The organism is Achromobacter mucicolens, from assembly GCF_029866465.1.
In the GTDB taxonomy this organism is placed as follows: domain Bacteria; phylum Pseudomonadota; class Gammaproteobacteria; order Burkholderiales; family Burkholderiaceae_B; genus Achromobacter; species Achromobacter mucicolens.
On sequence record NZ_CP123364.1, the window covers coordinates 2,814,807 to 2,839,775 of the forward strand.

At 65.3% G+C, this 24,969-nt stretch carries 26 protein-coding genes; 4 read left to right on the forward strand and 22 right to left on the reverse strand.

The features are described 5' to 3' along the window. Positions 1-7: 7 nt before the first annotated feature. Both QEP15_RS12875 and QEP15_RS12880 read right to left on the reverse strand, forming a co-directional pair. Entirely contained in the window at positions 8-1,798 is a 1,791-nt protein-coding gene (locus QEP15_RS12875) for an adenosylcobalamin-dependent ribonucleoside-diphosphate reductase (RefSeq protein WP_280148863.1), read from the reverse strand. 13 nt (positions 1,799-1,811) lie between these two features. Then, a complete protein-coding gene (locus QEP15_RS12880) occupies positions 1,812-2,270 on the reverse strand; it encodes a universal stress protein (protein WP_152384470.1) in 459 nt (152 codons plus the stop codon). A 528-nt stretch (positions 2,271-2,798) separates the two neighbouring features. Here QEP15_RS12880 and QEP15_RS12885 point away from each other — a divergent pair. Further along, entirely contained in the window at positions 2,799-3,275 is a 477-nt protein-coding gene (locus tag QEP15_RS12885; RefSeq protein WP_280148864.1) for an aminotransferase class I/II-fold pyridoxal phosphate-dependent enzyme, read from the forward strand. 84 nt (positions 3,276-3,359) lie between these two features. Next, the gene (locus QEP15_RS12890) at positions 3,360-4,064 is read left to right on the forward strand and encodes a ribonuclease activity regulator RraA (RefSeq protein WP_152384472.1); all 705 of its coding nucleotides are present in this window, start codon (positions 3,360-3,362) and stop codon (positions 4,062-4,064) included. A gap of 16 nt (positions 4,065-4,080) precedes the next feature. Here the strand turns inward: QEP15_RS12890 and arsH are convergent, their stop codons facing one another. The 14 genes from arsH to QEP15_RS12960 all read right to left on the reverse strand — a co-directional run bounded on the left by arsH (position 4,081) and on the right by QEP15_RS12960 (position 16,673). Then, positions 4,081-4,794 carry an arsenical resistance protein ArsH gene (arsH, locus tag QEP15_RS12895; protein ID WP_280148865.1) on the reverse strand — a complete coding sequence of 238 codons (714 nt, stop codon included), beginning with the start codon at positions 4,792-4,794 and terminating at the stop codon, positions 4,081-4,083. Further along, positions 4,787-5,209, reverse strand: coding sequence for an arsenate reductase (glutaredoxin) (arsC, locus tag QEP15_RS12900; RefSeq protein ID WP_280148866.1), 423 nt, complete (start codon positions 5,207-5,209; stop codon positions 4,787-4,789). Before arsC ends, arsH begins: the two co-directional genes overlap by 8 nt. A 45-nt stretch (positions 5,210-5,254) precedes the next feature. After that, positions 5,255-6,334 (reverse strand): ACR3 family arsenite efflux transporter, encoded by a 1,080-nt coding sequence (gene arsB / locus QEP15_RS12905; RefSeq protein ID WP_280148867.1) that lies wholly within the window; start codon positions 6,332-6,334, stop codon positions 5,255-5,257. A 21-nt stretch (positions 6,335-6,355) separates the two neighbouring features. Continuing rightward, the gene (locus QEP15_RS12910) at positions 6,356-6,682 is read right to left on the reverse strand and encodes an ArsR/SmtB family transcription factor (RefSeq protein WP_056317918.1); all 327 of its coding nucleotides are present in this window, start codon (positions 6,680-6,682) and stop codon (positions 6,356-6,358) included. A 29-nt stretch (positions 6,683-6,711) separates the two neighbouring features. Then, positions 6,712-7,809: a DMT family transporter gene (locus QEP15_RS12915; RefSeq protein WP_280148868.1), complete on the reverse strand. Its 1,098-nt coding sequence runs from the start codon at positions 7,807-7,809 to the stop codon at positions 6,712-6,714. A 184-nt stretch (positions 7,810-7,993) separates the two neighbouring features. Then, positions 7,994-8,959, reverse strand: coding sequence for a Bug family tripartite tricarboxylate transporter substrate binding protein (locus QEP15_RS12920; RefSeq protein WP_280148869.1), 966 nt, complete (start codon positions 8,957-8,959; stop codon positions 7,994-7,996). Positions 8,960-9,327: 368 nt separating this feature from the next. Next, entirely contained in the window at positions 9,328-11,760 is a 2,433-nt protein-coding gene (locus QEP15_RS12925) for a membrane-bound PQQ-dependent dehydrogenase, glucose/quinate/shikimate family (RefSeq protein ID WP_280148870.1), read from the reverse strand. A 111-nt stretch (positions 11,761-11,871) separates the two neighbouring features. Beyond that, positions 11,872-12,453 carry a GTP cyclohydrolase II RibA gene (gene ribA / locus QEP15_RS12930; RefSeq protein ID WP_254636822.1) on the reverse strand — a complete coding sequence of 194 codons (582 nt, stop codon included), beginning with the start codon at positions 12,451-12,453 and terminating at the stop codon, positions 11,872-11,874. Between the two features lie 131 nt (positions 12,454-12,584). Then, positions 12,585-13,004, reverse strand: a complete 420-nt coding sequence (locus QEP15_RS12935) for a YgiW/YdeI family stress tolerance OB fold protein (RefSeq protein WP_175155503.1) — start codon at positions 13,002-13,004, stop codon at positions 12,585-12,587. A gap of 106 nt (positions 13,005-13,110) precedes the next feature. After that, positions 13,111-14,502: an ATP-binding protein gene (locus tag QEP15_RS12940; RefSeq protein ID WP_280148871.1), complete on the reverse strand. Its 1,392-nt coding sequence runs from the start codon at positions 14,500-14,502 to the stop codon at positions 13,111-13,113. A gap of 1 nt (position 14,503) precedes the next feature. Then, positions 14,504-15,160 (reverse strand): response regulator transcription factor, encoded by a 657-nt coding sequence (locus tag QEP15_RS12945; RefSeq protein WP_217617973.1) that lies wholly within the window; start codon positions 15,158-15,160, stop codon positions 14,504-14,506. A gap of 206 nt (positions 15,161-15,366) precedes the next feature. Beyond that, positions 15,367-15,864, reverse strand: a complete 498-nt coding sequence (locus QEP15_RS12950; protein WP_152384482.1) for an outer membrane lipoprotein — start codon at positions 15,862-15,864, stop codon at positions 15,367-15,369. A gap of 39 nt (positions 15,865-15,903) precedes the next feature. Further along, complete coding sequence (locus QEP15_RS12955) at positions 15,904-16,359, reverse strand: hypothetical protein (protein ID WP_175155506.1); 456 nt, start codon at positions 16,357-16,359, stop codon at positions 15,904-15,906. Between the two features lie 77 nt (positions 16,360-16,436). After that, entirely contained in the window at positions 16,437-16,673 is a 237-nt protein-coding gene (locus tag QEP15_RS12960) for a LapA family protein (protein ID WP_056317937.1), read from the reverse strand. 248 nt (positions 16,674-16,921) lie between these two features. On the opposite strand from QEP15_RS12960, the gene QEP15_RS12965 reads away from it, so the two are divergent. Then, a complete protein-coding gene (locus QEP15_RS12965; protein WP_254636811.1) occupies positions 16,922-17,653 on the forward strand; it encodes a carbonic anhydrase family protein in 732 nt (243 codons plus the stop codon). 72 nt (positions 17,654-17,725) lie between these two features. Here QEP15_RS12965 and QEP15_RS12970 read toward each other — a convergent pair whose 3' ends face one another. Together QEP15_RS12970 and QEP15_RS12975 are read right to left on the reverse strand one after the other, a co-directional pair. Further along, a complete protein-coding gene (locus QEP15_RS12970; protein ID WP_280148872.1) occupies positions 17,726-18,298 on the reverse strand; it encodes a class I SAM-dependent methyltransferase in 573 nt (190 codons plus the stop codon). 253 nt (positions 18,299-18,551) lie between these two features. Beyond that, entirely contained in the window at positions 18,552-19,991 is a 1,440-nt protein-coding gene (locus QEP15_RS12975; RefSeq protein ID WP_056317945.1) for an NAD-dependent succinate-semialdehyde dehydrogenase, read from the reverse strand. A gap of 225 nt (positions 19,992-20,216) precedes the next feature. Between QEP15_RS12975 and QEP15_RS12980 the strand changes: the two genes are divergently transcribed. Next, positions 20,217-20,492 (forward strand): hypothetical protein, encoded by a 276-nt coding sequence (locus QEP15_RS12980; RefSeq protein ID WP_142055208.1) that lies wholly within the window; start codon positions 20,217-20,219, stop codon positions 20,490-20,492. A 4-nt stretch (positions 20,493-20,496) separates the two neighbouring features. On the opposite strand, the gene QEP15_RS12985 is transcribed toward QEP15_RS12980, so the two are convergent. The 4 genes from QEP15_RS12985 to ligD form a co-directional block, all read right to left on the reverse strand. Next, entirely contained in the window at positions 20,497-21,426 is a 930-nt protein-coding gene (locus QEP15_RS12985; RefSeq protein WP_217617970.1) for a symmetrical bis(5'-nucleosyl)-tetraphosphatase, read from the reverse strand. A 151-nt stretch (positions 21,427-21,577) separates the two neighbouring features. Then, positions 21,578-21,817 (reverse strand): hypothetical protein, encoded by a 240-nt coding sequence (locus tag QEP15_RS12990; RefSeq protein ID WP_056317950.1) that lies wholly within the window; start codon positions 21,815-21,817, stop codon positions 21,578-21,580. A 33-nt stretch (positions 21,818-21,850) separates the two neighbouring features. Beyond that, positions 21,851-22,399 (reverse strand): cytochrome b, encoded by a 549-nt coding sequence (locus QEP15_RS12995; RefSeq protein WP_280148873.1) that lies wholly within the window; start codon positions 22,397-22,399, stop codon positions 21,851-21,853. 45 nt (positions 22,400-22,444) lie between these two features. Then, a complete protein-coding gene (ligD, locus tag QEP15_RS13000) occupies positions 22,445-24,967 on the reverse strand; it encodes a DNA ligase D (protein ID WP_280148874.1) in 2,523 nt (840 codons plus the stop codon). Positions 24,968-24,969 lie beyond the last annotated feature (2 nt).

The following is a 24,969-nucleotide window of genomic DNA, read 5'->3' on the forward strand; positions in this document are numbered from 1 at the left end:
CGGTCTCTCATGCGCACCCTTCGCACGCGCTTGGCGTTGCCAGGGCGTCAGCCCCCGCGGTTGCCGAGTCCAGCACCGCCGCAAGTGCGGGGTCTGGCCGAAAGAGGGTAATCCCCTTGAGCCCGAGCTTGAACGCTGACATGAACAACGCCTGCGCGCGTTCGACGCTGCAGTCGGACGGCACGGGCACCGTCTTGGAAATGGAGGCGTCCACGAAAGGTTGCAAGACGCCCACCATCGCCACCTGGTCTTCAGGCGCTACCTGCTGCGCGGTGCGGAAATAGTCGGGCAAAGGTTCGTGGGGAAAATGCAGGTTCCATTGGCGCCACGCATGGTTCTCAACCGGCACGTCAACCGGAGCGGCGCCCAGCACGTCGCGGCGACGGTAAGTCCAGCCGAAAGCCGGTTCGATCCCGCTGGAGCAATTGTCCGCAAAGGCGAGGCTGACGCTGCCGGTGGGCGCATACGACACCAGATGGCTGTTTCGCAATCCATGCCGGCGCACGGCAACGCGTACCTCGGCGGCAAGCGCATCGCCGATGGCGCCGTCCGACAGGTAGTCCGCTGCGCGGTAAAGGGGGAACGGCCCGCGTTCCCGGGCCAGTGCCGCCGACGCCGCGTAGGCGCTGTCCCGGATGCACCGGGCCACTTCGCTTGCGGCCTGGCGGCCGGCGTCGCTGTCGTATCGCAATTGCAGCATCGCTAGCATGTCCGCCAGCCCGGTCACCCCCACGCCGATCCTGCGCGTGGACAATGCCTGCGCCTGTTGGGCGGGCAGGGGCCAATGCGTCAACGCGATCACGTTATCGAGCATGCGCACCTGTATGCGGACCATGCCGGCCAGCTTTGCCAGGTTCACGCTGGCGGGGCCGCCCAGTCCAAATGGGTGCTCGACCAAGCGTGTCAGGTTGATGGGGCCGAGCACGCAGCATCCATAGTCGGGCAGCGGCTGCTCGCCACACGGATTGGTGGCCCGGATCGTCTCGAGCGCGCGCAGGTTGTCGGCGCGCGCGATGGTGTCAATGAACAGCAACCCCGGTTCGGCGCTGTGGACGGCCTCGCGCGCGATGGCATCCCATAAGCGCCGTGCCGAATCCTGGCGATACTGCCAAAGGCCGTCGGTTCGCTGGAATGCGCCCGCGTCGATCGCCGCTTGGCCGGGCGGGGTGTGATGAACCAGCGGCCAGGGCTCGTCGCGCTGCACCGCGGCAAGAAACGCGTCGCTGACCGCGACCGAAATATTGAAGGTGCGCCAGCGCCGGCGGCCGTGCTTGGCCTGGGCAAAGTCAAGGATGTCGGGATGCGCACAGGATAGAACCGCCATTTGGGCGCCGCGGCGGCTGCCCTCGAATGCCAGGCGGGCGCACGCCGCGTCGTACTGGTCGATGGCTTCGTGGACCGTCGGGGCGTCTGCCCGCCCGGGGGATCCCGCCGCCAGCGGGGGCAGCGATGAAAAATCGTACCCGACCCCGCCGCCCATGGCCAATGTCTCAAGCGCCTGCTGCAGACCGGCCTGGAAGGAGAGTGAGGCATCATGGCCTCCCACCGGCTGCACGAAGCAATTGACCATGGTCGCGTGTGCCTGCGTGCCGGCGTTTGCCATGATCCGCCCCGCACCGATCGCGCCGTCCCGCATGTTCTGAAGAAACGCCGCGGCGGCGGACGCCCGCCGTGCCGGCGTCTCCGCCTGGGCGAGCGCCAGGGCGACGCGCGCGTACACCTGCGCGGCATCGTGCTCTGCGCACGCCGCGTACCGGTCAAGCAGCACATTCACGCACGCCGGCTGCGGCAGGAGCATGAAACGCCCCGGATCAGGAAACGCCTTCGGGAGCCCGCAGCAGCAAGACCGGCACCGATGCCCCGCGCAGGATGCCTTCGGCGCTGCTGCCCAGAAGCAGACGCCGCGCGCCGCGGCGGCCGTGCGTGCCGATCACGATCAGATCGGCTTTCCAGGCTGTCGCTTCATCCAGCACCCGCTGCTGGACGGTCCGGTCCAGATTCTCGTAGAGCGCGGTATCCGCTTCGATGCCTGCATCGCGGACGGTGCCTTGCGCCGTCTCCAGCATCTTCGCGCCGTTGCGGCGCATCAGATCCAGCAGTTCGCCCGCGCGATAACTGTAGGCATCGGTGGTCAGGGCAAAGGACAGCTCGTCGATGACGTGTATCAGACGGATGCGCGCCCCGGTCAGCTTGGCTAGCCGGATGGCCTCGTTCAAGCCGATCTGCGAGGTGGCGCTGCCGTCGATGGGAACAAGGATTCGCTCATACATGCTGGTCTCCGGGAAAATTGGGCACGAAACCAGTATCAGCGGACGCGCGGCGAGAATATTGATTCCGGTCAAGTTGTGTGACGCCAGCGGATATCCGAAGGGGTCGACACTGCCTCTGGGGCGCCGCACGCGGTGCGATCTCGCCCGTGACACAGACACGGGGCAGCGACAGCGCGTATCGTGCCTGCGATGTTGTCTCTCGCCGCCCGCATTTAATCGAAATAATTGATACTCAGCTGTGAAATATATCGCTTTTTATGGACTAATCGCAGTTCTAGACTTCCTGCATTGATCGATCCAGCCCCGCGAGACGATGATGCTTTCCCACCTCCTTGGCGCAGTAAAGCCTTCCCCCACACTGGTCATCACCAAAATAGCGGGGGACATGCGGCGGCGCGGCATCGACGTCATCGGCCTATCGCAAGGCGAGCCTGATTTCCCGACCCCGGAGCACATCTGCGTTGCCGCGAAAGAGGCGAACTCCACCCCCGCACGTTAACCGTCAATGGCGTTTCCAAGGCCTATGCCATGACGGGTTGGCGCATCGGTTATGCCGCGGGACCCCAGCCGCTGATCCAGGCCACGGCCACGATTCAATCGCAGAGCACAAGCAACCCATGCTCGGTCGCTCAGGCGGCGGCAACCGCAGCGCTGGATGGCCCGATGGAATTTCTGTTACCGCGCAATCAGGCGTTCCAGCGCCGGCGCGACGACTGCCTGGACGCGCTCAATGCGATCGAGGGCGTTCACTGCCGCACTCCAGAAGGCGCGATTTACCTGTTTCCGTCCTGCGAAGGGCTGATTGGCCGCACGACGCCGCAGGGCAGGGTGCTCAAAAGCGACGTGGATGTCAGCCAGTTCTTTCTCGAAGCAGCGCATGTTGCCGTCGTGCCGGGCAGCGCATTTGGCGCCGAAGGCTACTTCCGCATTTCATTTGCGACGTCGGACGAGCGGCTGGCGCAGGCGTGCAAACGTCTGCGCGATACTTGCGACACCCTTGACTAAAGAGGCTGGAACAATGGATTTGAGCATCACGGGAAAGCGCGCGCTCAAGCTGAGCGCCAGTTCCAATTTCACCTGGAGAAATACATGACGGTTTCCGATGAGGTTTATTTCAAGGCGCTTTCTGGCGTCACGACGGCCACGCTGACCACCATCCTATTGAAGAAAGGGCTGCGCAACGTCTGGATTCGCGGCGCATTCCCGCTGGCCCAGGGCCTGGACCGCATCGTCGGCCGCGCGTTCACCGTGCGCTTCGTGCCCGCCCGCGAAGACCTTGCCACGCCGGAATCCTGGTCCTCGCCCAAATCCAGCCGCGGCGCCATCGAGCAGATGCCCTCCGGCTGCATCGCGGTGGTCGACGCCATGGGCGTGAAAGACGCCGGTATCTGGGGCGACATCCTGTGCGCCCGCATGGCAAAGCGCGGCGTGGCTGGCCTGGTGACCGACGGGGTCGTGCGCGACCTGGCCGGTGTACTGGGAACCAAGCTGCCCGTGTGGGCGAGCGGGGCGGCAGCGCCGCCCTCGGTGGCCGGCCTGACCTTCGTGGACTGGCAGCAGCCCGTCGCCTGCGGCGGCGTGGCCGTCTTTCCCAATGACGTGATCGTCGCCGACCAGGACGGCGCCGTCGTCATTCCAGCCGCGCTGCTGGCCGACGTGGTCGACGCAGCGGTGGAGCAGGAACGCTTTGAAGGCTGGATCATGGACGAAGTCAACAACGGCGCCGTGCTGCCGGGCTTGTATCCGCCGAACGAAGCCAACAAGGCGAAGTACGCGGCGTCGAAGAAGGGGTAACGCCTGCAATTCGGCTCTAAGCGACGGAAGGAAGACGGCTCTTCATGCCGGCTTCCTTGCGTTCGCTGTAGCGATCCACCAGATAAGGGCTTGTGTCCCGCGTGAGCAACGTGAACTTCATAAGCTCCTCGACCACGTCGACGATCCGATCGTAGTAAGGGGAGGGCTTCATGCGCCCGCGATCGTCGAACTCCTGGTAGGCCTTGGCGACGGACGATTGATTGGGAATGGTCAACATCCGCATCCAACGGCCCAGGATACGCATCTGGTTCACCGCGTTGAACGACTGCGATCCGCCCGAAACCTGCATGATCGCCAGCGTCTTGCCCTGGGTGGGCCGCACGGCGCCCACCGACAACGGGATCCAGTCGATCTGCGTCTTCATCAATCCCGTCATCGCGCCGTGACGCTCGGGCGAGCTCCAGATCATGCCTTCGGCCCACTGGACAAGCTCGTGAAGCTCTCGGACCTTGGGATGATTCTCCGTGGCGTCATCGACCAGCGGCAGCCCGGTGGGATTGAAGAGCCGGGTTTCGCCGCCCAGGGCTTGGAGCAAGCGCGCCGCTTCTTCGGCGACCAACCGGCTGTACGAGCGCTCGCGCAGCGATCCATACAAGAGCAGGAACCGCGGCGCATGCGTGGCCCGCGCCGGCGGGAACAGCGCGGCCGGAGCCGGCGCCTTGAAGTACGCGGGATCGATATTCGGCAGATCCGCAAACACGTCAGACACGGTTGCCCTCCGCATCGATCAGCGGTTCTCCATCCTCTTTGGTGAAGGCGCCGCGTTGAGCCTGAGGCAGAATGTCCAGCACGGCCTCCGACGGCCGGCACAGCCGCGTACCCAGCGGGGTCACGACGATCGGCCGATTTATCAGGATCGGGTGCTCAAGCATGAAGCCGATCAGTTGGTCGTCTGTCCACTTCGGATCGGACAGCCCCAATTCGTCGTAAGGCGTGCCTTTCTGGCGCAGCAGCTCGCGAGCGGAGATGCCCATATCGGCAATCAACGACCGCAGCGTGGCGGCGTCCGGCGGCGTCTTCAGGTACTCAATGATCGTGGGCGTTTCGCCGCTATTGCGAATCAACCCGAGGACGTTGCGAGACGTGCCGCAGGCCGGGTTGTGATAAATCGTGATGGAACTCATGAAAACCTCTGTCTAAGGAATGTCGGGCAGGCCGGTGGCCACCACTCAGCGCCGGAGGGCGCCGGCCTCGTACCAACCCTTGGTCCGATTGACGATCCGCACGACAAGCAGCATTACGGGCACTTCGATAAGCACGCCCACCACCGTGGCCAATGCCGCGCCAGAGTGGAATCCGAACAGGCTGATCGCGGCCGCCACGGCCAGTTCGAAGAAGTTGGATGCGCCGATCAGCGCAGAAGGGCAGGCAATGCTGTGCTTTTCTCCCGCGCGGCGGTTAAGCCAGTACGCCAGGCCCGAATTGAAAAACACCTGGATGAGAATCGGCACCGCCAGCATCGCAATGATCAAAGGTTGGCCAATGATGGCTTCGCCCTGAAATGCGAACAGCAGAACCAGCGTCAGCAGCAGCGCCGCCATCGAGAACGGCCCGATGCGCGCCAGGGCGGCGTCAAATGCCGCCTGACCGCGGCGAAGCAGGGCGCGGCGCCAGAGCTGTGCAAGCACCACCGGAATCACGATGTACAGCCCGACGGACACCAGCAGCGTGTCCCAAGGCACGGTGATGGCCGACAGCCCGAGCAGCAAGCCCACCATGGGCGCGAAGGCAAACACCATGATGGTGTCGTTCAATGCGACCTGGGACAACGTGAACACCGGATCGCCTCCGGTCAGGCGGCTCCAGACGAACACCATGGCGGTGCACGGCGCCGCCGCCAGCAGGATCAAGCCGGCAATGTAGCTATCCAGCTGGTCGGCGGGTAACCAGGCCGAAAAAATCTGGCGGATGAAAAGCCAGCCCAGAAAGGCCATCGAAAACGGCTTGACGGCCCAGTTGATGAACAGCGTCACGCCAATGCCGCGCCAGTGCTGCTTGACCTGACCGAGCGCACCGAAGTCCACCTTGAGCAGCATGGGAATGATCATTACCCAGATCAGAATCCCGACCGGCAAGTTGACCTGAGCGACTTCGAGGCGGCCAATCGTCTGGAACAACGCGGGCATCAGTTGCCCAAGCGTCACGCCGAGCATGATGCAGAGAAACACCCATAGGGTGAGATAGCGCTCGAAAACATTCATCCCGGGCCGCGGGCGCTGAGCGGGCGCGGCCTGTGTGGTGGACGACATCGGGTTTACTCCGGGGGTGAATCAGCAGGTCGTGCAAGCCGCACGCAGGGAAGGTTCGCAGGCCGTGCCCGCGCAGCAGTGCTCAGTCAGATAGCCGAGCAATCCGCTCATCTTCGAGAAGTCGGCTCGGTAGATCAGGTTGCGCCCCTGTTGCTCGACGGTGACCAGGCCCGACGTGGACAGTTCTTTCAGGTGAAAGGACAGGGTATTGCGCGCAACGCCCAGTTGGTCTGCGAGGACACTGGGCATCAGTCCCGGCGGACCCGCCACGACCAGTGCGCGGAAGGTCCGCAGCCGTTGAGGATGGGCGAGGGCGCCTAGCGCGGAGATGGCTTGCTCTTCGTTCATTGTTCGATCATACAACGATTGTTGAACTATTAGCGAGAGCCCTGTGAACTTCCTTTCTTGCTTGCGCGAACGTGAGGATGTCTGTGATGAATATCCGGGTAGTGCGGATGGGTGTGCGTCAGAGGTTCGTGACGATGAGGATGGGTGTGTGGTTCCACGCCGTCCCAGGCGAATGGGTGCGTGTGCTGGTGGTGATCGTCGTGCACATGCCGGTGGCTGTGCTCAAGCGGTTCGTGGGTGTGCTCGTGCGCATGCCGTTCGCGCACGTGCAGCCAAACGCCAAGCGCCATCAAGGCCGCGGCCGGCCAAAAGAGCAGACCGGGGCTTTCTGGCCACAGAACAAAAGATATCGCCACCCCAAAAAGCGGCGCCACGGAGAAGTACGCGCCAGTCCTGGCGGTTCCCAGCGTCCGGAGCGCCACCACGAACAACGTGAGGCTCAATCCATAACCGAAAAATCCCACGGCAAGACTGGCGCCCGCCACCGCGCCGGACGGAAACCCGGCGCCGCCGAGCAGTGCCAGGGTTGTGCTGACAATGCCCGCTGCCAGGCCTTTGATGCCCGCAATCAGCATGGCGTCATTGCAGGCGACTCGCCGGGTCAGGTTGTTGTCCACCGCCCAGCACAGACAGGCGCCCACGATCAGCAGCGCCCCGGTCGACAGCGTTGCGCCGCCGGGCTCCCAGGACAGCAAGACGCCGCCCAGAACGATGGCAACCATGCCCATCACGATCTGGCGGTCGGCGTTTTCCTTGAACAAGCACCAGGCAATGACCGCCGTGAGCACGCCCTCGACATTGAGCAACAGGGACGCCGACGCGCCGCTGGTCTGGGTCAATCCCAGCATCAACAGGACTGGGCCAAGCACGCCGCCCGCAACGATTGCGCCGGCCAACCACGGCAGATCGGCCCGAGGAATGCGCCAGGCGGACGGAAGCTTCGACTCCCGGGCATGCAAGAGGTGGCGCGATGCCAGGAGGATGCCGAGACCCAAGCCACTGCCCAGGTAGAGCAGCCCGGCCAGCAACAGCGGCGGCACACCTTCGACCAAGGCTTTTGCGAAAGGCGTGCTGGCGCCGAACAGGAGCGCGGCGGCTAACGCAGGGGTGGCAGACCGGAAAGACATGAGAACAGGCGATTGATTGGGGCGGTGTGGCTATTTAGGGGAGCCAAGCATGCTATCCACCCGGATCCTCTATTTTACATAATACACATTATGCGAACTTAGCCTGGGGCGAGCACCACATCGGTTACGGACCCCCGCAGCTCGGAGCCATTATCGTCGCCAACCCATCCAGAGCAACCACCGGCTACTCCTTTTTCAGCCCCTTGGCGCTTGCCGCGAACTCATCGGCCAACCCCTTGAGCTCTCGCTTGTAGTCGTCCAACGACCCCTCATATCCCTCCAAATACAAATCCCGCCGCGCCTTTTCCATCGCCCCTGAAGTGGCAGCCTGCCGTACAAACTCCGCCAGCTTCGTCCTGACGGGCTCTGGCGTTTCGCTGCGCACGGCAACGCTGTAGCTGCTGTGGAACACCATGTTCGGCACGCCAAGCTCGGCGAACGTCTTCACGCCGGGCAAATGACTGACGCTTCCTTTGCGGCCGGTATAGGCCAGCACCTTTACGTGCGGATTGTCCTTGACGCTTTGGGTGGTGCCAATTGTGGTGAAGTAGCCGTCGATCTGCCCGCCAAGGATGGCCGTCAGCCCTTCCGCGCCGCCCTTGAACGGAATTGGACGGTATTGCGTCCTCAGCCCTGAAGCCAGCCTCGCCGCAAGCGTGGAGTACGTGCCCACGCCGAGGTCGGCGACGCCAATGTCCAATTCCAGGTTAATGCCCTTCAAGTCTTCCAGGCGGTTCCAGCCTCGGTCGGACGGCACGATGAAGGCGTAGCTGCTTTGGCCCAGCGGCGCCAGGATTTCAAAGTCGGAGAACGCATAATCCGCGGCGGGTGTCGTGATCTTTGCGCTGTAGAAGCCTTCGGCGTGGACCAGCAAGGTGTATCCGTCCGCGGGCCTGTTCTTGACGGCCATGATGCCGATGGCAGAGCCAGCGCCTGGCCGGTTTTCGACGACGACCGGTTGGCCCATGATCGTGCCCAGTTGTTGGGCGAACGCGCGCGAGATGGCGTCGGTGGCGGCGCCCGGTGGATACGGGACGACGAGGCGGACAGGTTTCGACGGATAAGCGGTTTGCGCGGCAGCCCCGAACGAAAACAGTGCGCTGAGGACTACGCTGCCCAGCAATATGCGGCGGCGTGTGACGATAGGCATGTGTTGCTCTTTTTCAGTTGTCTCCGCCTGAAAGTGTATCGATCGCCCAGCCGCCGATCTCCGCGATATTCCGCAGAACTCTTCTGCAAGAAATGAAGGAAAAAGGCATTGCGATTTGCTCCCTTCCCTGCCCTGCGATCCGGACAAGGATCTGCAGCCCAACGCACGACTAAGCGCAGCGGGCGGCACCGGCGTGGCCATATGCCGGCGATTGCGCTCGATGGCGGTTGGTTCCGGGTTTCGCCAGAAACCGACTGGGAGGCATTCTCCGACTTGTTCATCAAGACCGGCAAGCATCGCCACAGCGGTTAGATTGCAAAAAAATGGGCGCTCCGCGGAGCGCCCAGATACTTGCGTTGCCGCGCGGCTTACAGCTTGCCGGGCAATGCGTAGGCGATCACGTAGTCGCCGCGGTCGGGCGAGTTGCGCGCCCCGCCGGCCGAGATGACGAGGTATTGCTTGCCGTCGACGGTCGACTTGTAGCTGATGGGCGTGCCTTGGCTGCCGACAGGCAGACGGACCTTCCACACTTCCTTGCCGGTGCCGGCGTCGTACGCGCGCAGGTAGTAGTCCTGCGTGGCGGCGATGAACACAAGGCCGCCTTGCGTAGCGAGCGTGCCGCCGATGGTCGGCATGCCGATGGGGATCGGCAGGCCCAGCTTCATGCCGAAGGGGCCGGTGTCCTGCACGGTGCCGACCGGCACCTGCCAGACCATCTTCTGCGTCTTCAGATCCACGGCGGTCAGCGTGCCGAACGGCGGCGCCTGGCACGGGATTTCCAGCGGCGACATGAATCGCACCTTGGCGTTGATCGCGTAAGGCGTGCCGGCCAGGGCCACGGGGCCCTGGATTGCGGCGGCTTCATTGCCGTCGCCCTTCTTGGCGTTGGCGCCGGCTTCGACCAGCTGCACTTCCAGGCCGACGCGCATGTCGTTGATGAACAGGTAGCCGTTGACCGGGTCGATCGAAATGCCGCCCCAGTTCATGCCGCCCAGCGATCCGGGCAGGTTGAGCGACGCGTCGGTGCCCGGCGGGGTGAACAGGCCTGTGTAGCGCTTGGACTTGAAGTGAATGCGGCACAGCAGCTGATCGAACGGCGTGGCGCCCCACATGTCCGATTCCTTCAGGTCGTTGGCGCCGATCGAAGGCATGCCGACCGAAAAGGGTTGGGTCGGCGAGTAGGTTTCGCCGGGAATGTTGCCGGCCGGCACCTTGCGTTCTTCGACGCGAGTGAGCGGCTTGCCGGTCTGGCGGTCCAGCACGAAGATCTGGCCAGCCTTGGTGCCGAAGACGAGCGCGGGCACGTTCTTGCCGTCCACGGGGAAGTCCGCGAAAGTCGGCTGCATGGGCACGTCGAAGTCCCAGAGGTCGTCATGCACGGTCTGGTAGACCCACTTTTCCTGGCCGGTGCTGGCGTCGACCGCCAGGACCGACGCGCCGTACTTGCGGTCCAGCGCGGTGTGCTTGACGCCCCACAGGTCCACGGCGGCGCTGCCCACGGGCATGAAGACCGTGTTGGACTGTGCGTCATACGACATCGGCGCCCACACGTTCGGGGTCGAGCGTGCGTACGTCTGGCCGTCGGCCGGCGCGGCCTTGTCTTGCGGATTGCCGGGGTCGAACGCCCAGCGCAGCTCGCCGGTGATGACATCAAAGCCACGCACCACGCCGCCAGGCATGTCGGTGCTGACGTTGTCCGCGACGCGGCCGCCGATCACGATGGTCGTGCCGGCCAGCGTCGGGGCCGATGTCGGGTAGTACTCGCCCTTGTCGGCGCCCTTGCCCATGCCGGCGCGCAGGTCCACGCGGCCCGCTTTGCCGAAATCGGCGCAGAACGCGCCCGTGTCGGCGTCCAGCGCGATCAGTTCGGGCGTCACGCTGTTCATCAGGATGCGGCGGCGGCAGGTGGCGCCCGCGTCCAGGCTGACGGCCTTGACGGGCGTCGCGTCTTCGACGGTCGGCTGCTCCAGGGGCGCATCGATGTCGAAATAAGCCAGGCCGCGGCAACGCATCCACTTCTTCTGCTTGGCGTTGATCTCGACCTTCCAGAGTTCCTTGCCCGTGGTCGCGTCCAGCGCGATCACGTTGTTGTGCGGGGTGCACAGGAACACGCGGTTGCCGATCTGCAGCGGGGTCTGCTGGTCTTCGGCGCCGCCGCCGCCGGGGCTGACGGGCGTATCGCCCGTGCGGTAGGTCCAGGCGACCTGCAGGTCCTTGACGTTGTCACGGGTGATCTGGTCCAGCGCCGCGAAGCGCGTCCCGCCGGCGGTATTACCGTAATGCGCCCAGTCCTTCTGCTCCTGGCCCGGAGCAACGGGCTTGAGCGCGAGGGTCTCGCCCTGCGAGAGCGGCGCGTGCGGCACGAACATGCCGGCAACTGTCGCAATGAAGGCCAGCGCGAGCACGGCGGCAGCGATGCGGGACGGTGCGGGGTTGGCGGGCTCGTGCTGTGCGCGGCGCAGCAGCGGCTGCGACAGCGCTACCAGGATGCCAAAGCCTGCAAACACCAGGACACGCGACACGAGCGGCCAGAATTGCAGGCCGACCTCTGCCACCGCCCAGATGGCGGTGCCGATCAGCGCCAACGCGTACAGCAGACCGCCACTGGCGCGGCGGCGTGCGATCTGGATGCCGGAGATGGCCAGCACAACGCCGCAAATCACGAAATACCAGCTACCGTTCAGCGCCACGAGGCGCCCACCTTGGTAGCCGAAAAAGAGTCCGGCCGCCAGAATGCAGGCGCCCAGCACGAACAGCCACGCTTTTGCGAGCGCGGACAGGTCTTTATGTTGTTGATTCATAGGGGATTCCAAAACGATACGGCCATGCAGCCGGCAATGCGGCCCAACGACCGGCCCAGAGTATAAGGGTTTCTCCTTATGCCGGGCGGGGCTGCCGGACGTATCGCTTCGTCACTCCTCGGTCTGACCGAGTTCGATGCGGTGCTGCGTGCGCAGCGCCTTGGCCAGCAGATAGCCTTTGTTGTGTTCGTTCGGAAATACGCCCGTCAGGCGGCAACCGCTGACCCGGATGCCCATGCGTTCGAGCTGGGTGCGCTTGTCGGGATTGTTTGTCAGCAGTTCAAGATTGTCGACGCCCAATGCTCGCAGCATCTGGGCGGCCGGCGTGTAGTCGCGGTCGTCCAGGCCGTGCCCCAGTTCCAGGTTGGCGGTGTAGGTGTCGTAGCCCAGTTCCTGCAGCCGGTAGGCGTCAAGCTTGGAATACAGGCCGATGCCGCGCCCTTCCTGGCGCAGGTACAGCAGATAGCCGCCCTCCTGGCTCATGAGGCGCAACGCTTCCTGCAGTTGGGGGCCGCAGTCGCAGCGCAGCGATCCGAAGACATCGCCGGTCATGCACTCGGAGTGCAGCCGGACGAGCGGTTGCGGGCCAGGCTGCCCGAACTTGAGGGCCAGATGGTCGCGGGCGTCAGCCAGGCCATGAAAGCTGTAAGCCAGCGCCAGCGCCTCGGTGCCATCGGCAAGGCGGATGGGCAACCGGACGGTGGCGCGGATGGAGGCTTCGGGCAGTTGGACCGCGGCGGGGGACGTTACGGGATTCACGACAAACGGGCACGGGTATCGAAACGGAGGTCGACAGGATAACGTATGCGCCCGCCGCGCGCGCTTTACATCACGCGGACGCTGTCGACGTCGAACTCGACGTTGTTGCGGTCACGGTCCAGTTCGCCACGCAACTCGACCTGGGTCTTGTCGTCGATTTTCTGGCCCGCCGGGAAGTCCTCGTGATCGATTTCGACCCGAATCTGGCCCGTGCCGTCGTCGAAGGTGTAGTGATCGTCACCGTCGTGCGACACGATGCGGCCGCGCAGGATGGCGTTCTGGTCGTCGCGGCCATTGGCCAGGAGTTCCTTGACCGTCGTGACGGCAACCGTGCTGGGGCCGCTGTAGCCTTGGGCAGCGGGTTTGCCGGTGCTGGGGCCCGTGTAGCCCTGGGCGTGCGCCACGCCCGCCACGGTGGCGCCAGCGAGGACGGCGCTGGCCAGGAACGTGCGGAGGAATGAGGAACGACGAGAGATCTGGGTCATGGTGCGGCTCCTTGCGCGGATTGCGCTTCGCTGTTGAACATGGCGCCATTTGACGCCCCGAAGATGAAGCAGACCTTATCCCTGCGCGGGGACGCGGATTCTTGCGTCACCCGTTCATGTCTAGCGGCAGCAGCAGCGTGACGCCCAACCCCCGGCCGTCCAGGCCCGGACCGAAGCGTAGTTCTGCGCGATGCATGGTGGCCACGCGCGCCACAATGGACAGTCCCAGGCCGTTGCCCGGCACGTTTGTGCCCAGGACGCGGTAAAAGCGCTGCGTCAGCCGCTCCAGATCGGCTGGGGCCACGCCCTCCCCGTCGTCCTTCACGCTGAGCGCGACGTGCTGCCCGGCGCGTTCGGCCGCGACCCGCACCTGTCCGCCCTCGCGGCCGTACGACACCGCGTTATGGATGAGGTTGCGCAAGGCGGTAAAGAGCGCGTCCCGGTTGCCGACCAGTTCCTTTTCGCGCGCCGCAATCGTGATCGTGGCGCCGCGCGCCGCCGCAGCGGGCGCGCAGGCGTCCACCGCATCCTGCAGCAGGCTGGGGACGTCGATGCGCTCGCGCGGCATGGCGTCGGCCGATTGCGGATCCAGCCGGGCAAGTTGCAGCAGGTTTTCGACCAGGCTCGTCGTGCGCATCATGTCGGCGCGCAGGCGCTGCAATTGCGCGGCCAGCGCCGGCGCCTGTTCGGCCGGATGGCTGCGTTGCAGGACCTGGATGCGCGACGCCAGCGCCGCGAGCGGCGTGCGCAGCTCATGCGCCGCATCCGCCGTGAAGCGCCTTTCGGCTTCAAGCGCGTGGTCCAACCGGCCAAGCAGACGGTTCAAGGCTGCCGTGATGGACTGCACTTCATGCGCCCTGCTCTCTTCGGCCACCGGCGACAGGTCGGACGGCGATTTGGTCTCGATGCCGCGCGCCATGCGCGCGAGCGGTTTGAGCAGACGCCAGATCAGGAACCAGTTGATCAGTCCAAGCAGGACCCACAAGCCAACCAGCGGCCACGCCAACGATTCGAGCATGTCCCAGATGAGATCGGTGCGTTCGTCCATCTCCTGGCCGACCTGCGCCGAAAAACCCAGGGAGTCATGATGGCGCACATAGACGCGCCAGTCCTCGCCGTCGGCACGCACGTCGTAATAGCGGTCGCCGCGCCGGTCCGGCGGCACGAACGGCCGCTTGGGCGCGTCTTCGCCCCGCAGCAGAACGTCTCCCGTGCGCGAGACCAGCTGATAGTCCAGCCGAAGCGCCGGCTGCGTGTCGCCCGCGGCGGGCTGGCCCGCCGTCCGGCCGATGCTGCCCTCGCCCAGTGCCAGGACCAGCCGCGCGCCCTCTTCCAGCCAGTCGTCATAGGCGTCGTTGACCTCCTTGCGTGCGATGGCCAGCACGATCACGGTGCTGACCAGCCCCACCAGGATGCTGGAACCGAGCGTCGTGCCGATCAGGCGCCGGCGCAGGGAATAGCCGCGCTCGGCCCGGGGAGTCTTGTTGCGCCAGCGCATCTCAGTCCGCCAGCCGATAGCCCTGGCGGCGCACCGTCTTGATCAGGTCCGAAGACAGCTTGCGCCGCAGGTTGTAGATGTGGACTTCGATCGTGTTGCTTTCGACTTCGTCGCCCCAGCCATACAGCGCCTCTTCCAGTTGCGCGCGGGACACGATATGGCCCGGCCGCCGGATGAGCGCGTGCAGGATGGCGAATTCGCGCGCCGTCAGCTCGACCGGCGTCCCGTTGAAGCGCACCTGCTTGGCCGCCACGTCCAGCAAGACGCCACCATGCTTGAGCGCAGGGGTGGCGTGGCCGTCGCGGCGGCGCAGCGCAGCGCGGATGCGCGCGGACAGTTCGTCCAGGTCGAAAGGCTTGACGAGGTAGTCGTCCGCGCCGAGGTCCAGGCCTTCGATACGGTCGGGCACTGCGTCGCGGGCGGTGATCATGATGGCCGGCACGTTGTCGCGGCGCGCGCGCAGCCGCCGCAGCAGGTCGTCCCCCGAGACGCCGGGCAGCCCGCGGTCGATCAACACGCAGTGGTAGTCGTGGGCGGCCAGCGCCGTTTCGGCAAGGTCGCCGCGTGTCACGCGGTCGACCACATAGCCGTCGAGCTCCAGCCAGGATTCGATCGACTCGCCCAGGGATACATCGTCTTCGGCCAGTAGGATACGCATGCGCCGACTATACGCGACAGGATGAAGAGAATCTTAAGACGCTCATGGCGCGGTCAATCCGCCAATTCATCGCTGGTGCTGCGCCCGCCCATGGCGCGCTTTCTCGGCGCGAGCAATTAATCTCCGCATGCCGCCATGCGGAGATTAGATGCCATATTCTCCGCAGCCGGCCCGAATCGCAGTCCGGATGCGGATCCCGGGCGGCTTCAGATGCCGCCGACGCGGCTCACGCCGCCCTGTGTGACCACCTGAACGCGCTGGCCGGTCGAGATTGGCACATCCGCTTCCTGTGTGATGACGCGCACGTCGCCTGAATCCAGGCGCACGGTGATTTCCAGGCCCGCGCGGCGCATGCTGGCGTTTTCGACTGCGTTGCCCGCCATGGCGCCGCCGACTGCGCCGCCGACGGTGGTGATGCGTCGTCCGGAGCCGCCGCCCACGGCGTTGCCGGCGACGGCGCCCAGCGCGCCACCCGCGATCATGCCCATGCCCGAGGTCTGGCTGGCCTGGATGGTGACGGGCCGCACGCCAATGACGTAGCCGAGGGTGACGGTCTGGGCGCGCTGCGCCTGGTCGAAGGTGTAGACGCGTGAGGACGCGGAGGGATTGGCGCAGCCAGCAAGGATGGCGGCAAGGCCAAGGATGCCGCCTGCGGCGAGAAGGGTCAGGCGGCTACGCGGGGCGGCCTGCTGAGGCTTTTGCATGATGGGGTCTCCGGAACGGCGGAAATGGGAAAACCAGGCCTAGCGCGGACGCGCCGGCGAGGCCGCAGGCGCGGGCGCCGGTGCGGGCGCAGGCGCAGCCGCGGATGGCTGGGCGCTGGCGCGCATGAACTTCCCATTCGCATCGAAGCCGCCTATGGCGCGGCCATTGAAGAACACGACGCGCCGCGCAGTCCACTGCGGCTGGTCGGGGCCAAGCTGGTCGTAGGCAGCCACGTCAAAGTCGTACTCCCAACCCGACATCGGCTTGCCGTCCTCGCCCGCAAACGTGGTCTTCTTCACGGATTCCGCATATCCCTTGTCGCGATAGCTGACATACCGGGTGGGCGGCATGGAATCGCGCAGCGTCGACATGTACTGGTACAGGTCTTCATCGCTGGGCGGCGTGCCGTACTTGGCCAGATCGTTCTTCGTCGCGACCGTGCCGGCGCAACCGGCCAGCACGCACGTGGACAAGACAAGGAATAGCCTTTTCATCGGGATTGCTCCTAAGTACGCGTTCGCGCCCTGATTGCGGACGCACGGCGGCTAGCCGGGTAGCGCTTGGGGAATCTTCAGGGGGTGGGACCGGCGGGACGGCTGGCCGCGCCCCGGAAGGCGGTGCGCAACAGGCTGAGCAGAAAGCCGCCCGTCAGCATGCCCAGGATGTAGACGCCGACGACGAGAACCGACGTCGGCAAAGTGATGGTGGATGTCCAGAGCGTCAGGGTGACGGAATCGAAATTCTGGACCTTGAACGACAGAACCATCGCCGTGAGCAACACAATCAATACGATGTACAGGTATCTCATGGGGCACCTTTCGTATTCGCTGTCTTAACCGCCCCGAACCCGCCCGGGGGCCTGTCGTGCGAAAAACTATGCCACTCATCGGTCGGGAAAACAAGAAACATTGTTCACCGCCGCAAACAGGAACAGAATGGCTGTCGCCGTGAAAACGGCAAGTGTGGCCGGCCCATCATCGAATAGCCGCGTCCCGCGGTCTATCGTTTTGGGCTGCTTTTTGGGGACACTTCATGGAAGCGATCAAGGATTGTTGCATGGCTGGGCACCCTCTGAACCTGGACCGGCGCGGCTGGTTGAAGGCGGGCGTTGCCGCCGGAACGGCTGCGGTGATGGCAGGCGTGGCAGTCGCCCCGAACGACGCGCAGGCGGCGTCGTTATCGCAGGCACAGCGCGACGCAATGACGCCGGACCAGGTGATTGACATGATGAAGCGGGGCAATGCGCGCTTTCGCGCGGGCAAGCCCCAGAAGCACGATTACCTTGCGCAGAAGCGGTCCAGCGCCCTGGGCCAATACCCGGCGGCGGTCATCCTGAGCTGCATCGACTCGCGCGCGCCCGCCGAGATCATTCTGGACACGGGCATCGGCGAAACCTTCAACGGGCGGATCGCCGGCAACATTTCCAACAACGACCTGCTCGGCAGCATGGAGTTTGCCTGCGCGGCGGCGGGCGCCAAGGTGATCCTCGTCATGGGGCATACGGCTTGCGGCGCGGTGGCCGGCGCGATCGACAATGTTCAGCTCGGCCATCTGACCGGATTGCTCGACGTCATCAAGCCAGCGGTCGAGGCCACCCAGTACACGGGCGACCGCAGCGGCAAGAACGCGCAATTCGTGGACGCGGTGGCGCGGACCAACGTTCAGCTCACCGTCGAGGCCATCCGCAAGAACAGCCCCATTCTTGCGGGGCTGGAAAAGGAAGGAAAGATCAAGATCGTCGGGTCGATGTACGACCTCACCAACGGCATGCTGACCTTCATGGCATAGCCCTTTCCCCGACGTCGCCGTACCGCGGGCGGGCGTGCCTATCAATGGGCCGCGCCCGTCCCGCCCGTGCCCTCAGGGCGTGCGGCTCAGGCTGTACACAGAGGCAGGCGGCAGGTTCATCGGCACGAATCGCACGCGCCGGGCGTGAAGCCCGCAGTCATCGAGCACGCGCGCCGAGATCGGGCATTTCACGCCATACGTGAAGAAGTGCATGGATGCGCCCGGCGGCATTGCCTCGAAGACGGCGGTAAGCAGCTTGTGGTGATGCGCGCCGCTCATGTTGCGTAGCGGCAGGCCGCAAATCGCCGCGCCGATCCCGTGCAGTTCAGGATGGCTGTCACGCGACAGGTCCTGGGCAGGCACCTGCAGCACGGCCGCCTCTGGAAACTGGCTGCGCAAGCTGGAGCTCATGTCCGAGTCCTGCTCCACCAGTACCAGATTGGATGGCGCAACGCCCCGGCGCAGCATCTCTCGGGTGAACACGCCAGTCCCGCAGCCCAGTTCGAGGACCTTGCCGCCGCGCGGCGGGATCGATTCGGTGATGGCCGCGGCCAGCGCTGCACTGGAAGGCGCAACCGCGCCGACCGCCGAGGGGTTGGAAAGCAGCGCCTTGACAAACTGCTTGCGCTCCAAAAACCAATTCATGGCCGAGCCGGCCGGCTTGTGGCGGGCTAGGGTCTTGATGGGCGGCAAGGAAAACATCGATGCGTCTATCTCCGGGGGACGTCATTGTCAGACAGACCTTACCTTCGGTCGGCGGGCCCGACCGGCAACGGTGCGTAAGCACGCCTTTCATTTGGAGAGCATCGAACCCGGAAACGAACAAGCCGTATCCGATTTCTCGGATACGGCCTGTTGCCAAACCAGCGGGGTCAGAGGGCGGGCTTAGACCCCGGGCTTAGACCCCCACGACCGACACGGCCTTCGTGACCAGATACGCCTCAAGCGCTTCGGGACCGCCTTCGGAACCGTAGCCGGAATCCTTAACGCCGCCAAAGGGCAGCTCGGCCGAGGGCGTTGCGGGCTGGTTGACCCAGAGCATGCCCACTTCGAGGCGGCGCGACAGCTCGTGCACCGTCTTGATCGACCGGGTGAAACCATAAGCCGCCAAGCCGAACGGCAGGCGGTTGGCTTCGCGGATGGCTTCGTCCAGGGTTTCGAAGCTGCGGATCGCCGCGATGGGACCAAACGGCTCTTCGTTGAAAATATCGGCCTCGAGCGGCACGTCGGTCAGGATCGTCGGGGCGAAGAAATTACCGGCGCCACCCACGCGCTGCCCACCGGTGGCCACGCGTGCGCCCTTCTCTGCCGCGTTCTTGACGATCTTGTCCATGGCCGCCAGGCGGCGGTCGTTGGCCAGCGGGCCCAGCGTGGTGCCTTCGGTCAGGCCATCGCCCAGCTTGAGCTTTTCGGCGTGCGCGATGAAAGCCTGCTCGAATGCCGCCTTGACGTTCTTGTGCACCAGGAAACGGGTCGGCGAAATGCAGACCTGGCCGGCGTTGCGGAATTTCGCGCCGCCCGAGGCCTTGACGGCCAGTTCGACGTCGGCGTCCTCGGCCACGATGACCGGGGCGTGACCGCCCAGTTCCATCGTGACGCGCTTCATGTGGCGGCCAGCCAGCGCGGCCAGTTCCTTGCCGACCGGGGTGGAGCCGGTGAAGGTGACCTTGCGGATGATCGGGTGCGGAATCAGGTAGCTGGAGATTTCGGCCGGCGAGCCGAACACCAGGCCCAGCACGCCCTTCGGGATGCCGGCGTCGACAAAGCAGTTGAGCAGCGCGGCAGGCGACGCCGGGGTTTCCTCGGGCGCCTTCACCAGGAAGGAGCAGCCCGTGGCCAGCGCGGCGCCCAGCTTGCGCACGATCTGGTTGACCGGGAAGTTCCAAGGCGTGAACGCGGCGACGGGGCCGACGGGTTCCTTGATGACCAATTGCTGGGCGGCCGGGTTGCGCGACGGTACGATGCGGCCGTAGACGCGCAGGGCTTCGTTGGCAAACCAGTCGATGATGTCGGCGCCCGCCAGCACTTCGCCGCGCGCCTCGGCCAACGGCTTGCCCTGCTCTTGCGTCAAGAGGCGCGCCACGTTGTCCGCGCGCTCGCGCAGCAGGACGGCCGCCTTGCGCATGACCGCGCAACGCTCATGCGCGGACGTGTCGCGCCACGTCTCGAAACCGCGTTGCGCGGCCGCCAGCGCCGCGTCCAGGTCCTCGCGGGAGGCGCTGGCCACCTGGCCGATCTTCTGGCCGGTGGCGGGGTTCACGACGTCGATGCGCGCGCCACCTCGGGCCTCGCGCCATTCGTTGTCGATCAGGAGAAGAGTATCTGGGTAACCGTTCATGAATGCTCCGTGGTTGAAATGCGGCCGTCACGTGTCAGTCGATTCGGGCAAGCGGGGCGGAAACGCCCGGCGCCTGCCGTATCGTAAGTGTTTGGGAGGGAGACGGGAAGTAGGCCGCCTTCGGACCGTCCGGCTGGCGGTCCGGCGCGCAAGGCCGGGCATGGGCACGCCGCTTGCTGTAGGCGTTTCGCCTTTCGTCACTTAACCCTGATTGCGGAGGCTCCCATGAGCTCACCGGAACCCGTTCTCTCGCCGACGCCGGTCGGCAACACCTTGATTTCCTTGGGGCTTGCGCGCGCCGCCCAACCCGCCCACGTCGCGGACGGCCGACTCCCCTGCCCCACGGCCGCCAATGATGAAATTCCGCCCGAGGCGCAATCGGCGGGTCAGGCCGAAGCGCCGGCGCGCGTGCCGCTGAGCGCCTGGCTGTCGTTGGCGTTCTATGCCATTGGCACGGCGCTTCTGTTCAGTCTGGGCGTGGCCTACCGGCTGTTCGCGTGACCGTTCAAGCCGCCTGGGCAAGCGCTTCGCGCGGGGCCTGTACCAATTTGTGGTCGGAGAGCCGGTAGGCAGTCAACGGCCCGCCCGTCACGCAGCCCGTGTCCAGGCACACGGCGTCCGTGCGCACGAGCAGCCCCAGCGTCGCCCAGTGCCCGAACACGATGGTGTTGCCGGCGTCCGCGCGCCGCGGCAGGTCGTACCACGGCAACGTTCCGCGAGGCCAGCGCCCTGGGGTGGACTTGGCGCCGGGCGCCAGCGCCGCATTGCGGGTGCAAAGCCGCATACGCGTAAATGCGCTGGCGATGAAGCGCAGGCGTTGCTGCGTGTCCAGGTTGGCGCTCCACGCCAGCGGCGCGGTGCCGGTCAGCGTGCGCATATGGCGGCGCCAGTCATCGTCGCGAAGCATGTCCTGGACCTCGCCGGCCAGCGCCACCGCTTGGGCCACGTCCCATCCGGGAAAGAGCCCGGCATGCACGAGGACATGCCTGTCCTGCACGTGAATCAGCGGTTGCGCGCGCAGCCAATCCAGCAATTCGTACGCATCCGGCGCGTCGAACAGATCATTCAACGTGTCGCGGGGGTCTGGGCGCAGGCAACCTGCGGCCACGCCCAGGGCGCGCAGGTCGTGGTTACCCAGCACCACGGTCGCGCGGTCGCCCAAGGCCATGACCCGGCGCAAGACCTCGGCGTTGGCGGGACCGCGGTTGATCAGGTCGCCCACGAACCAGAACCGGCAGGTTGGATCCCCCGCAATTTCGGGGCTGGCCAGCAGCGCGTCCAGCGACGGGCAGCAGCCATGCACGTCGCCGATCGCCCAGATGGCGGGCAGCTGTCTGTGCGGTGCGTCATCCGCCAATGTGAAGTTCGCGTCAAGGGTCGTGGGTGTCGTGATGGTGGGTCGGCTTGATGGTTGTCTTACCGGTCTGCGTCGCATGTGGTGTCCTTGCCGCTGGCCATTTCCTGGCACGAATGGATGAATTTCGTGCCAGAACGGCCAGCAAGCCCCGTACCCATGCAAACGTTTGCATTCAAGGCGGCCGGATGCCGCATGCGAAGCGCCCCCGGGTTGGCGTGCCCGGACGTGGCTATCCTTCCTTTTTGCGCCGCCCCCACACGGATTCCTGCCGATAGGCGTCCGCCTGGCACAGCGTGCGGTAGAACATGGCGCCCGCGCCAATGAAATTGCCCAGCTCCTTCTCCGACAGCTTGGGTGCGACGCCTTCCAGGTACCCGGCGTAGATGGAAAGCACCCGGTCCCATTCGTCCAGCCGGGGCGCCGGCGCGGACACCGAGATCATCAGTGCCAAGAGCTCATCGCGCTGCATGATTGCCTCCTGTGCAGGCCGGCGCGCCGGCCGTCATTGCCCTCGGGTCATGCGCGTCAATACGCGCCGGCCGTCCCTGCCGCGGTGCAGGAAGGCCATCAGGACGTGGCCCGCCGCCGCCGCGAGAAGCGTCCAGCCCAGCAGTCCGTGCCAGGCATTGGCCAACTCGACCAGCGCTTCGATTTCCTGGTCGCGGGGGCTGAAGACCGGGATGCGGAAAGCCGAATAGCCCCTGCCCCGGCCATATGCCCGCAACAATCCCAATGTGGGAATGGCGATCATCATGAGGTACAGGAGCAAGTGACCGAAACCCGCCATCAGGCCGCTGTTCGGACGGCGTCCCAGGTTGGCGAGGGCCCACGCGCCGCGTACGACAACCAGGATCAGCAGCAACAGGCCCAGCGACGTGTGCGACGCCCAGAAGAAGTCCTCGATGGGGGTGTCCGGAAAAAATTGCCGCGCAGCCGCGCTGGTGAACTGCCACGCCAGCAGCACCGCCATTAGCCAATGCAGGACACGGCTGACGCTTCCATATCCGTCCGGGCGGTCCATCATGCTGGATTGGGCAACAGGCGGTGGCATAGGGCGACTCCTTGGGAGATCGGCACAGCACAAGGGAGATCCTGCTCATGGCTCGAACTCCATGGCGGACATGGCGGGCGCCAGAGACTGCGGCGCGTAATCGTCCCATGGGGTGTTGCCCGCGTCCAGCCGGGTGTGGATATCCTGGATCGTCCAGTGCGCCCCGCCCGTCAGCTTGTCCAGCTCTTCCCACTTGACGGGCACCGATACGCCCAGACCAGGACGCGCCCGCGCCGACCAGGCGCAAACGGTGGTCGCGCCAAATCCATTGCGCAGGTAGTCCGCAAAGATCTTGCCGACCCGGTTCTTCGGCCCGCTCTTGGCCACAAACAATTGCGGCAGCGTCCGTGCCAGATGCTGCACGATCACCTGGGAAAAGCGCTTCACCGTATCCCAGTCGTACTGTTTGCGCAGCGGCACGACCACGTGCAGGCCCTTGCCGCCGCTTGTCTTGAGCCACGCTTTCAGACCGATTTCTTCCAGCAGCACACGCACGAGGTTCGCGGCCTGCTGCATCGCGGGCCACTGCACGCCCTCGCCCGGGTCCAGGTCGAACAGCATCCGATCCGGCTTGCCGATGGACGTCTTGACCGCGTTCCAGGTGTGAAATTCGACCACGTTCATCTGCACCGCGGACATGATGGCCTCGGCCGTGGGCACTTCGAGCAGCGGCGGGTGGTCCGGGTCTAGCTTGGCCGGCAGGGATTTGACGCCCGGCATTGCGGCTTCCAGGTGCTTCTGGAAGAAGAATTCGCCCTGGACGCCGGCCGGCGCGCGCAGAAACGACACCGGGCGCCCCTTCAGGTGTTCCAGCATCAGCGGCGCCACCAGCGCGTAATAGCGTGCCAGGTCCAGCTTCGTGAGCTTGGTGGACGGATCGATGACGCGATCCGGATTGGTGAGCTTGCCGCCCTTGGCGCGGCTGGCCTTGGTGGCGGGCACGGCTTTGCTGGCCCGTCCGGTCGCGCCCGCATCGCCCTCGATGTCTTTGACTGGCACTGCCTTCTCCCTGGAAATGGCCCGCACCGGCTTGTCCTGCCGCAATCCTCGAAAGACAGAATGACGGATGTGTCCGCCTCCCGTCCACTCGCCAAACGACACCTCTGCAATCAGTTCGGGCTTGACCCAGCGTACGCCACCCGCGGCGGGCGCGTTCGCGACAGGCTTCTTGTCGGTCTCGATGGACGCCAGGCGCTTTTGCAGCGACACCAGGCTGGCGTCATCGAACCCCGTGCCCACCTTGCCGGCATAGCGCAGGCTGCCATCCTGCTCGGTCACGGCAAGCAGCAGCGCCCCCAGCCCCGCGCGGCTGCCCTTCGGCGCGGTGTAGCCGACGATGGCAAATTCCTGGCGCCGGGCGCATTTGACCTTGACCCAGGTATTTGTGCGGCGCGACACGTAGGGCGAGGACAGGCGCTTGGCCATGATGCCTTCCAGCCCCATCTTGCAGGCTGTCGCCACCAGATCCGTCGGCGCGGCCTCCAGGGCCTCGCTGAACCGCAGATGGTCGTCTTCGGCGGTGTCCATCAGTTGCTGCAGCAGCGCCCGGCGCACCGTCAGGGGTTCCTGGCGCAGATCCCGCTGCCCGATGAAAGGAAGATCAAAGGCATAGAAGACGATATCTTGCGTGCGCTCGCCGTCGAAGGCGTTCTGCAGCGCCTGGAAGTTCGGAATGCCCTCGCGGTCGAGCATCACGATTTCGCCGTCGACCCACGCCCATTTGGCAGGCAACGCGCGAAACGCGTCGACCAGATGAGGCAGCTTGGCGCTCCAGTCGTGGCCGTTGCGGGTATAAAGACGCACGTCGTCGCCTTCGATCCGCACCACCAGCCGGTAGCCGTCGAACTTCATTTCGTACAGCCAGTCCGGGGCGTGGTGGGGCACACCGTCCACCAGCGTGGCGAGCTGAGGTTTCAGATGCGCCGGCAAATCGGCGGCCACGCCGGGCAAGGCGCGTTGGCCGTCGGCCGAAGGTTCAGGTTGGTCTTCGGACCGATCTGGGGATGGCGCTTTGGCCGCCCGCAGCGGGACCACGCTGTCGGGCATTTCGTCCACCACGCTGAACTCCCGCTCCGGCCGGGCGAACGCATCGCGATCCTTGATGAGCAACCAGGGCGGCTGCTTGTCGCTTTCCTTGCCCTTTAAGCGGATCAGCGCCCACCTGCCCTGCATCTTCACGCCCTGCAGGTCGAACTTCAGATGACCGTCCCGATAGCCCTTGCGCGGGTCGCCCACGGGCATCCACTTGCCTTCGTCCCAGATGATGACCTTGCCCGCGCCGTACTGGCCTTCGGGAATCTGCCCCTCGAACTGGTTGTAGGCAATGGGATGGTCCTCGACCTGAACCGCCATGCGCTTGACGGCCGGGTCGTAGCAAGGACCCTTCGGCACCGCCCAGCTCTTCATGGCGCCGTCCAGTTCCAGACGGAAGTCGTAGTGCAGCCGGCTCGCCCAGTGCTTCTGGATGACGAAGGCGCGAGCGTCCTCGTTCGCCTCGCCGCCGCCGGCCGGTTCCGAGGTAACTTGAAAGTTGCGCTTTTCGCGGTACTTCTTGAGCGAATCGGCCATGA

Bases quoted from the DNA above. Each gene is read 5' to 3' on its own strand.
- QEP15_RS12970 (WP_280148872.1), bottom strand. From the start codon at position 18,298: ATGAATTGGTTTTTGGAGCGCAAGCAGTTTGTCAAGGCGCTGCTTTCC.
- QEP15_RS12945 (WP_217617973.1), bottom strand. From the start codon at position 15,160: ATGCGTATCCTACTGGCCGAAGACGATGTATCCCTGGGCGAGTCGATC.
- QEP15_RS12925 (WP_280148870.1), bottom strand. From the start codon at position 11,760: ATGAATCAACAACATAAAGACCTGTCCGCGCTCGCAAAAGCGTGGCTG.
- QEP15_RS12885 (WP_280148864.1), top strand. From the start codon at position 2,799: ATGACGGGTTGGCGCATCGGTTATGCCGCGGGACCCCAGCCGCTGATC.
- QEP15_RS12935 (WP_175155503.1), bottom strand. From the start codon at position 13,004: ATGACCCAGATCTCTCGTCGTTCCTCATTCCTCCGCACGTTCCTGGCC.
- QEP15_RS12890 (WP_152384472.1), top strand. From the start codon at position 3,360: ATGACGGTTTCCGATGAGGTTTATTTCAAGGCGCTTTCTGGCGTCACG.
- arsC (WP_280148866.1), bottom strand. From the start codon at position 5,209: ATGAGTTCCATCACGATTTATCACAACCCGGCCTGCGGCACGTCTCGC.
- QEP15_RS12950 (WP_152384482.1), bottom strand. From the start codon at position 15,864: ATGCAAAAGCCTCAGCAGGCCGCCCCGCGTAGCCGCCTGACCCTTCTC.
- QEP15_RS12915 (WP_280148868.1), bottom strand. From the start codon at position 7,809: ATGTCTTTCCGGTCTGCCACCCCTGCGTTAGCCGCCGCGCTCCTGTTC.
- QEP15_RS12910 (WP_056317918.1), bottom strand. From the start codon at position 6,682: ATGAACGAAGAGCAAGCCATCTCCGCGCTAGGCGCCCTCGCCCATCCT.
- QEP15_RS12965 (WP_254636811.1), top strand. From the start codon at position 16,922: ATGGCTGGGCACCCTCTGAACCTGGACCGGCGCGGCTGGTTGAAGGCG.
- arsB (WP_280148867.1), bottom strand. From the start codon at position 6,334: ATGTCGTCCACCACACAGGCCGCGCCCGCTCAGCGCCCGCGGCCCGGG.
- ligD (WP_280148874.1), bottom strand. From the start codon at position 24,967: ATGGCCGATTCGCTCAAGAAGTACCGCGAAAAGCGCAACTTTCAAGTT.
- QEP15_RS12990 (WP_056317950.1), bottom strand. From the start codon at position 21,817: ATGCAGCGCGATGAGCTCTTGGCACTGATGATCTCGGTGTCCGCGCCG.
- QEP15_RS12955 (WP_175155506.1), bottom strand. From the start codon at position 16,359: ATGAAAAGGCTATTCCTTGTCTTGTCCACGTGCGTGCTGGCCGGTTGC.
- QEP15_RS12960 (WP_056317937.1), bottom strand. From the start codon at position 16,673: ATGAGATACCTGTACATCGTATTGATTGTGTTGCTCACGGCGATGGTT.
- QEP15_RS12880 (WP_152384470.1), bottom strand. From the start codon at position 2,270: ATGTATGAGCGAATCCTTGTTCCCATCGACGGCAGCGCCACCTCGCAG.
- QEP15_RS12920 (WP_280148869.1), bottom strand. From the start codon at position 8,959: ATGCCTATCGTCACACGCCGCCGCATATTGCTGGGCAGCGTAGTCCTC.
- QEP15_RS12975 (WP_056317945.1), bottom strand. From the start codon at position 19,991: ATGAACGGTTACCCAGATACTCTTCTCCTGATCGACAACGAATGGCGC.
- QEP15_RS12940 (WP_280148871.1), bottom strand. From the start codon at position 14,502: ATGCGCTGGCGCAACAAGACTCCCCGGGCCGAGCGCGGCTATTCCCTG.
- QEP15_RS12875 (WP_280148863.1), bottom strand. From the start codon at position 1,798: ATGCTCCTGCCGCAGCCGGCGTGCGTGAATGTGCTGCTTGACCGGTAC.
- QEP15_RS12995 (WP_280148873.1), bottom strand. From the start codon at position 22,399: ATGCCACCGCCTGTTGCCCAATCCAGCATGATGGACCGCCCGGACGGA.
- QEP15_RS12985 (WP_217617970.1), bottom strand. From the start codon at position 21,426: ATGCGACGCAGACCGGTAAGACAACCATCAAGCCGACCCACCATCACG.
- QEP15_RS12980 (WP_142055208.1), top strand. From the start codon at position 20,217: ATGAGCTCACCGGAACCCGTTCTCTCGCCGACGCCGGTCGGCAACACC.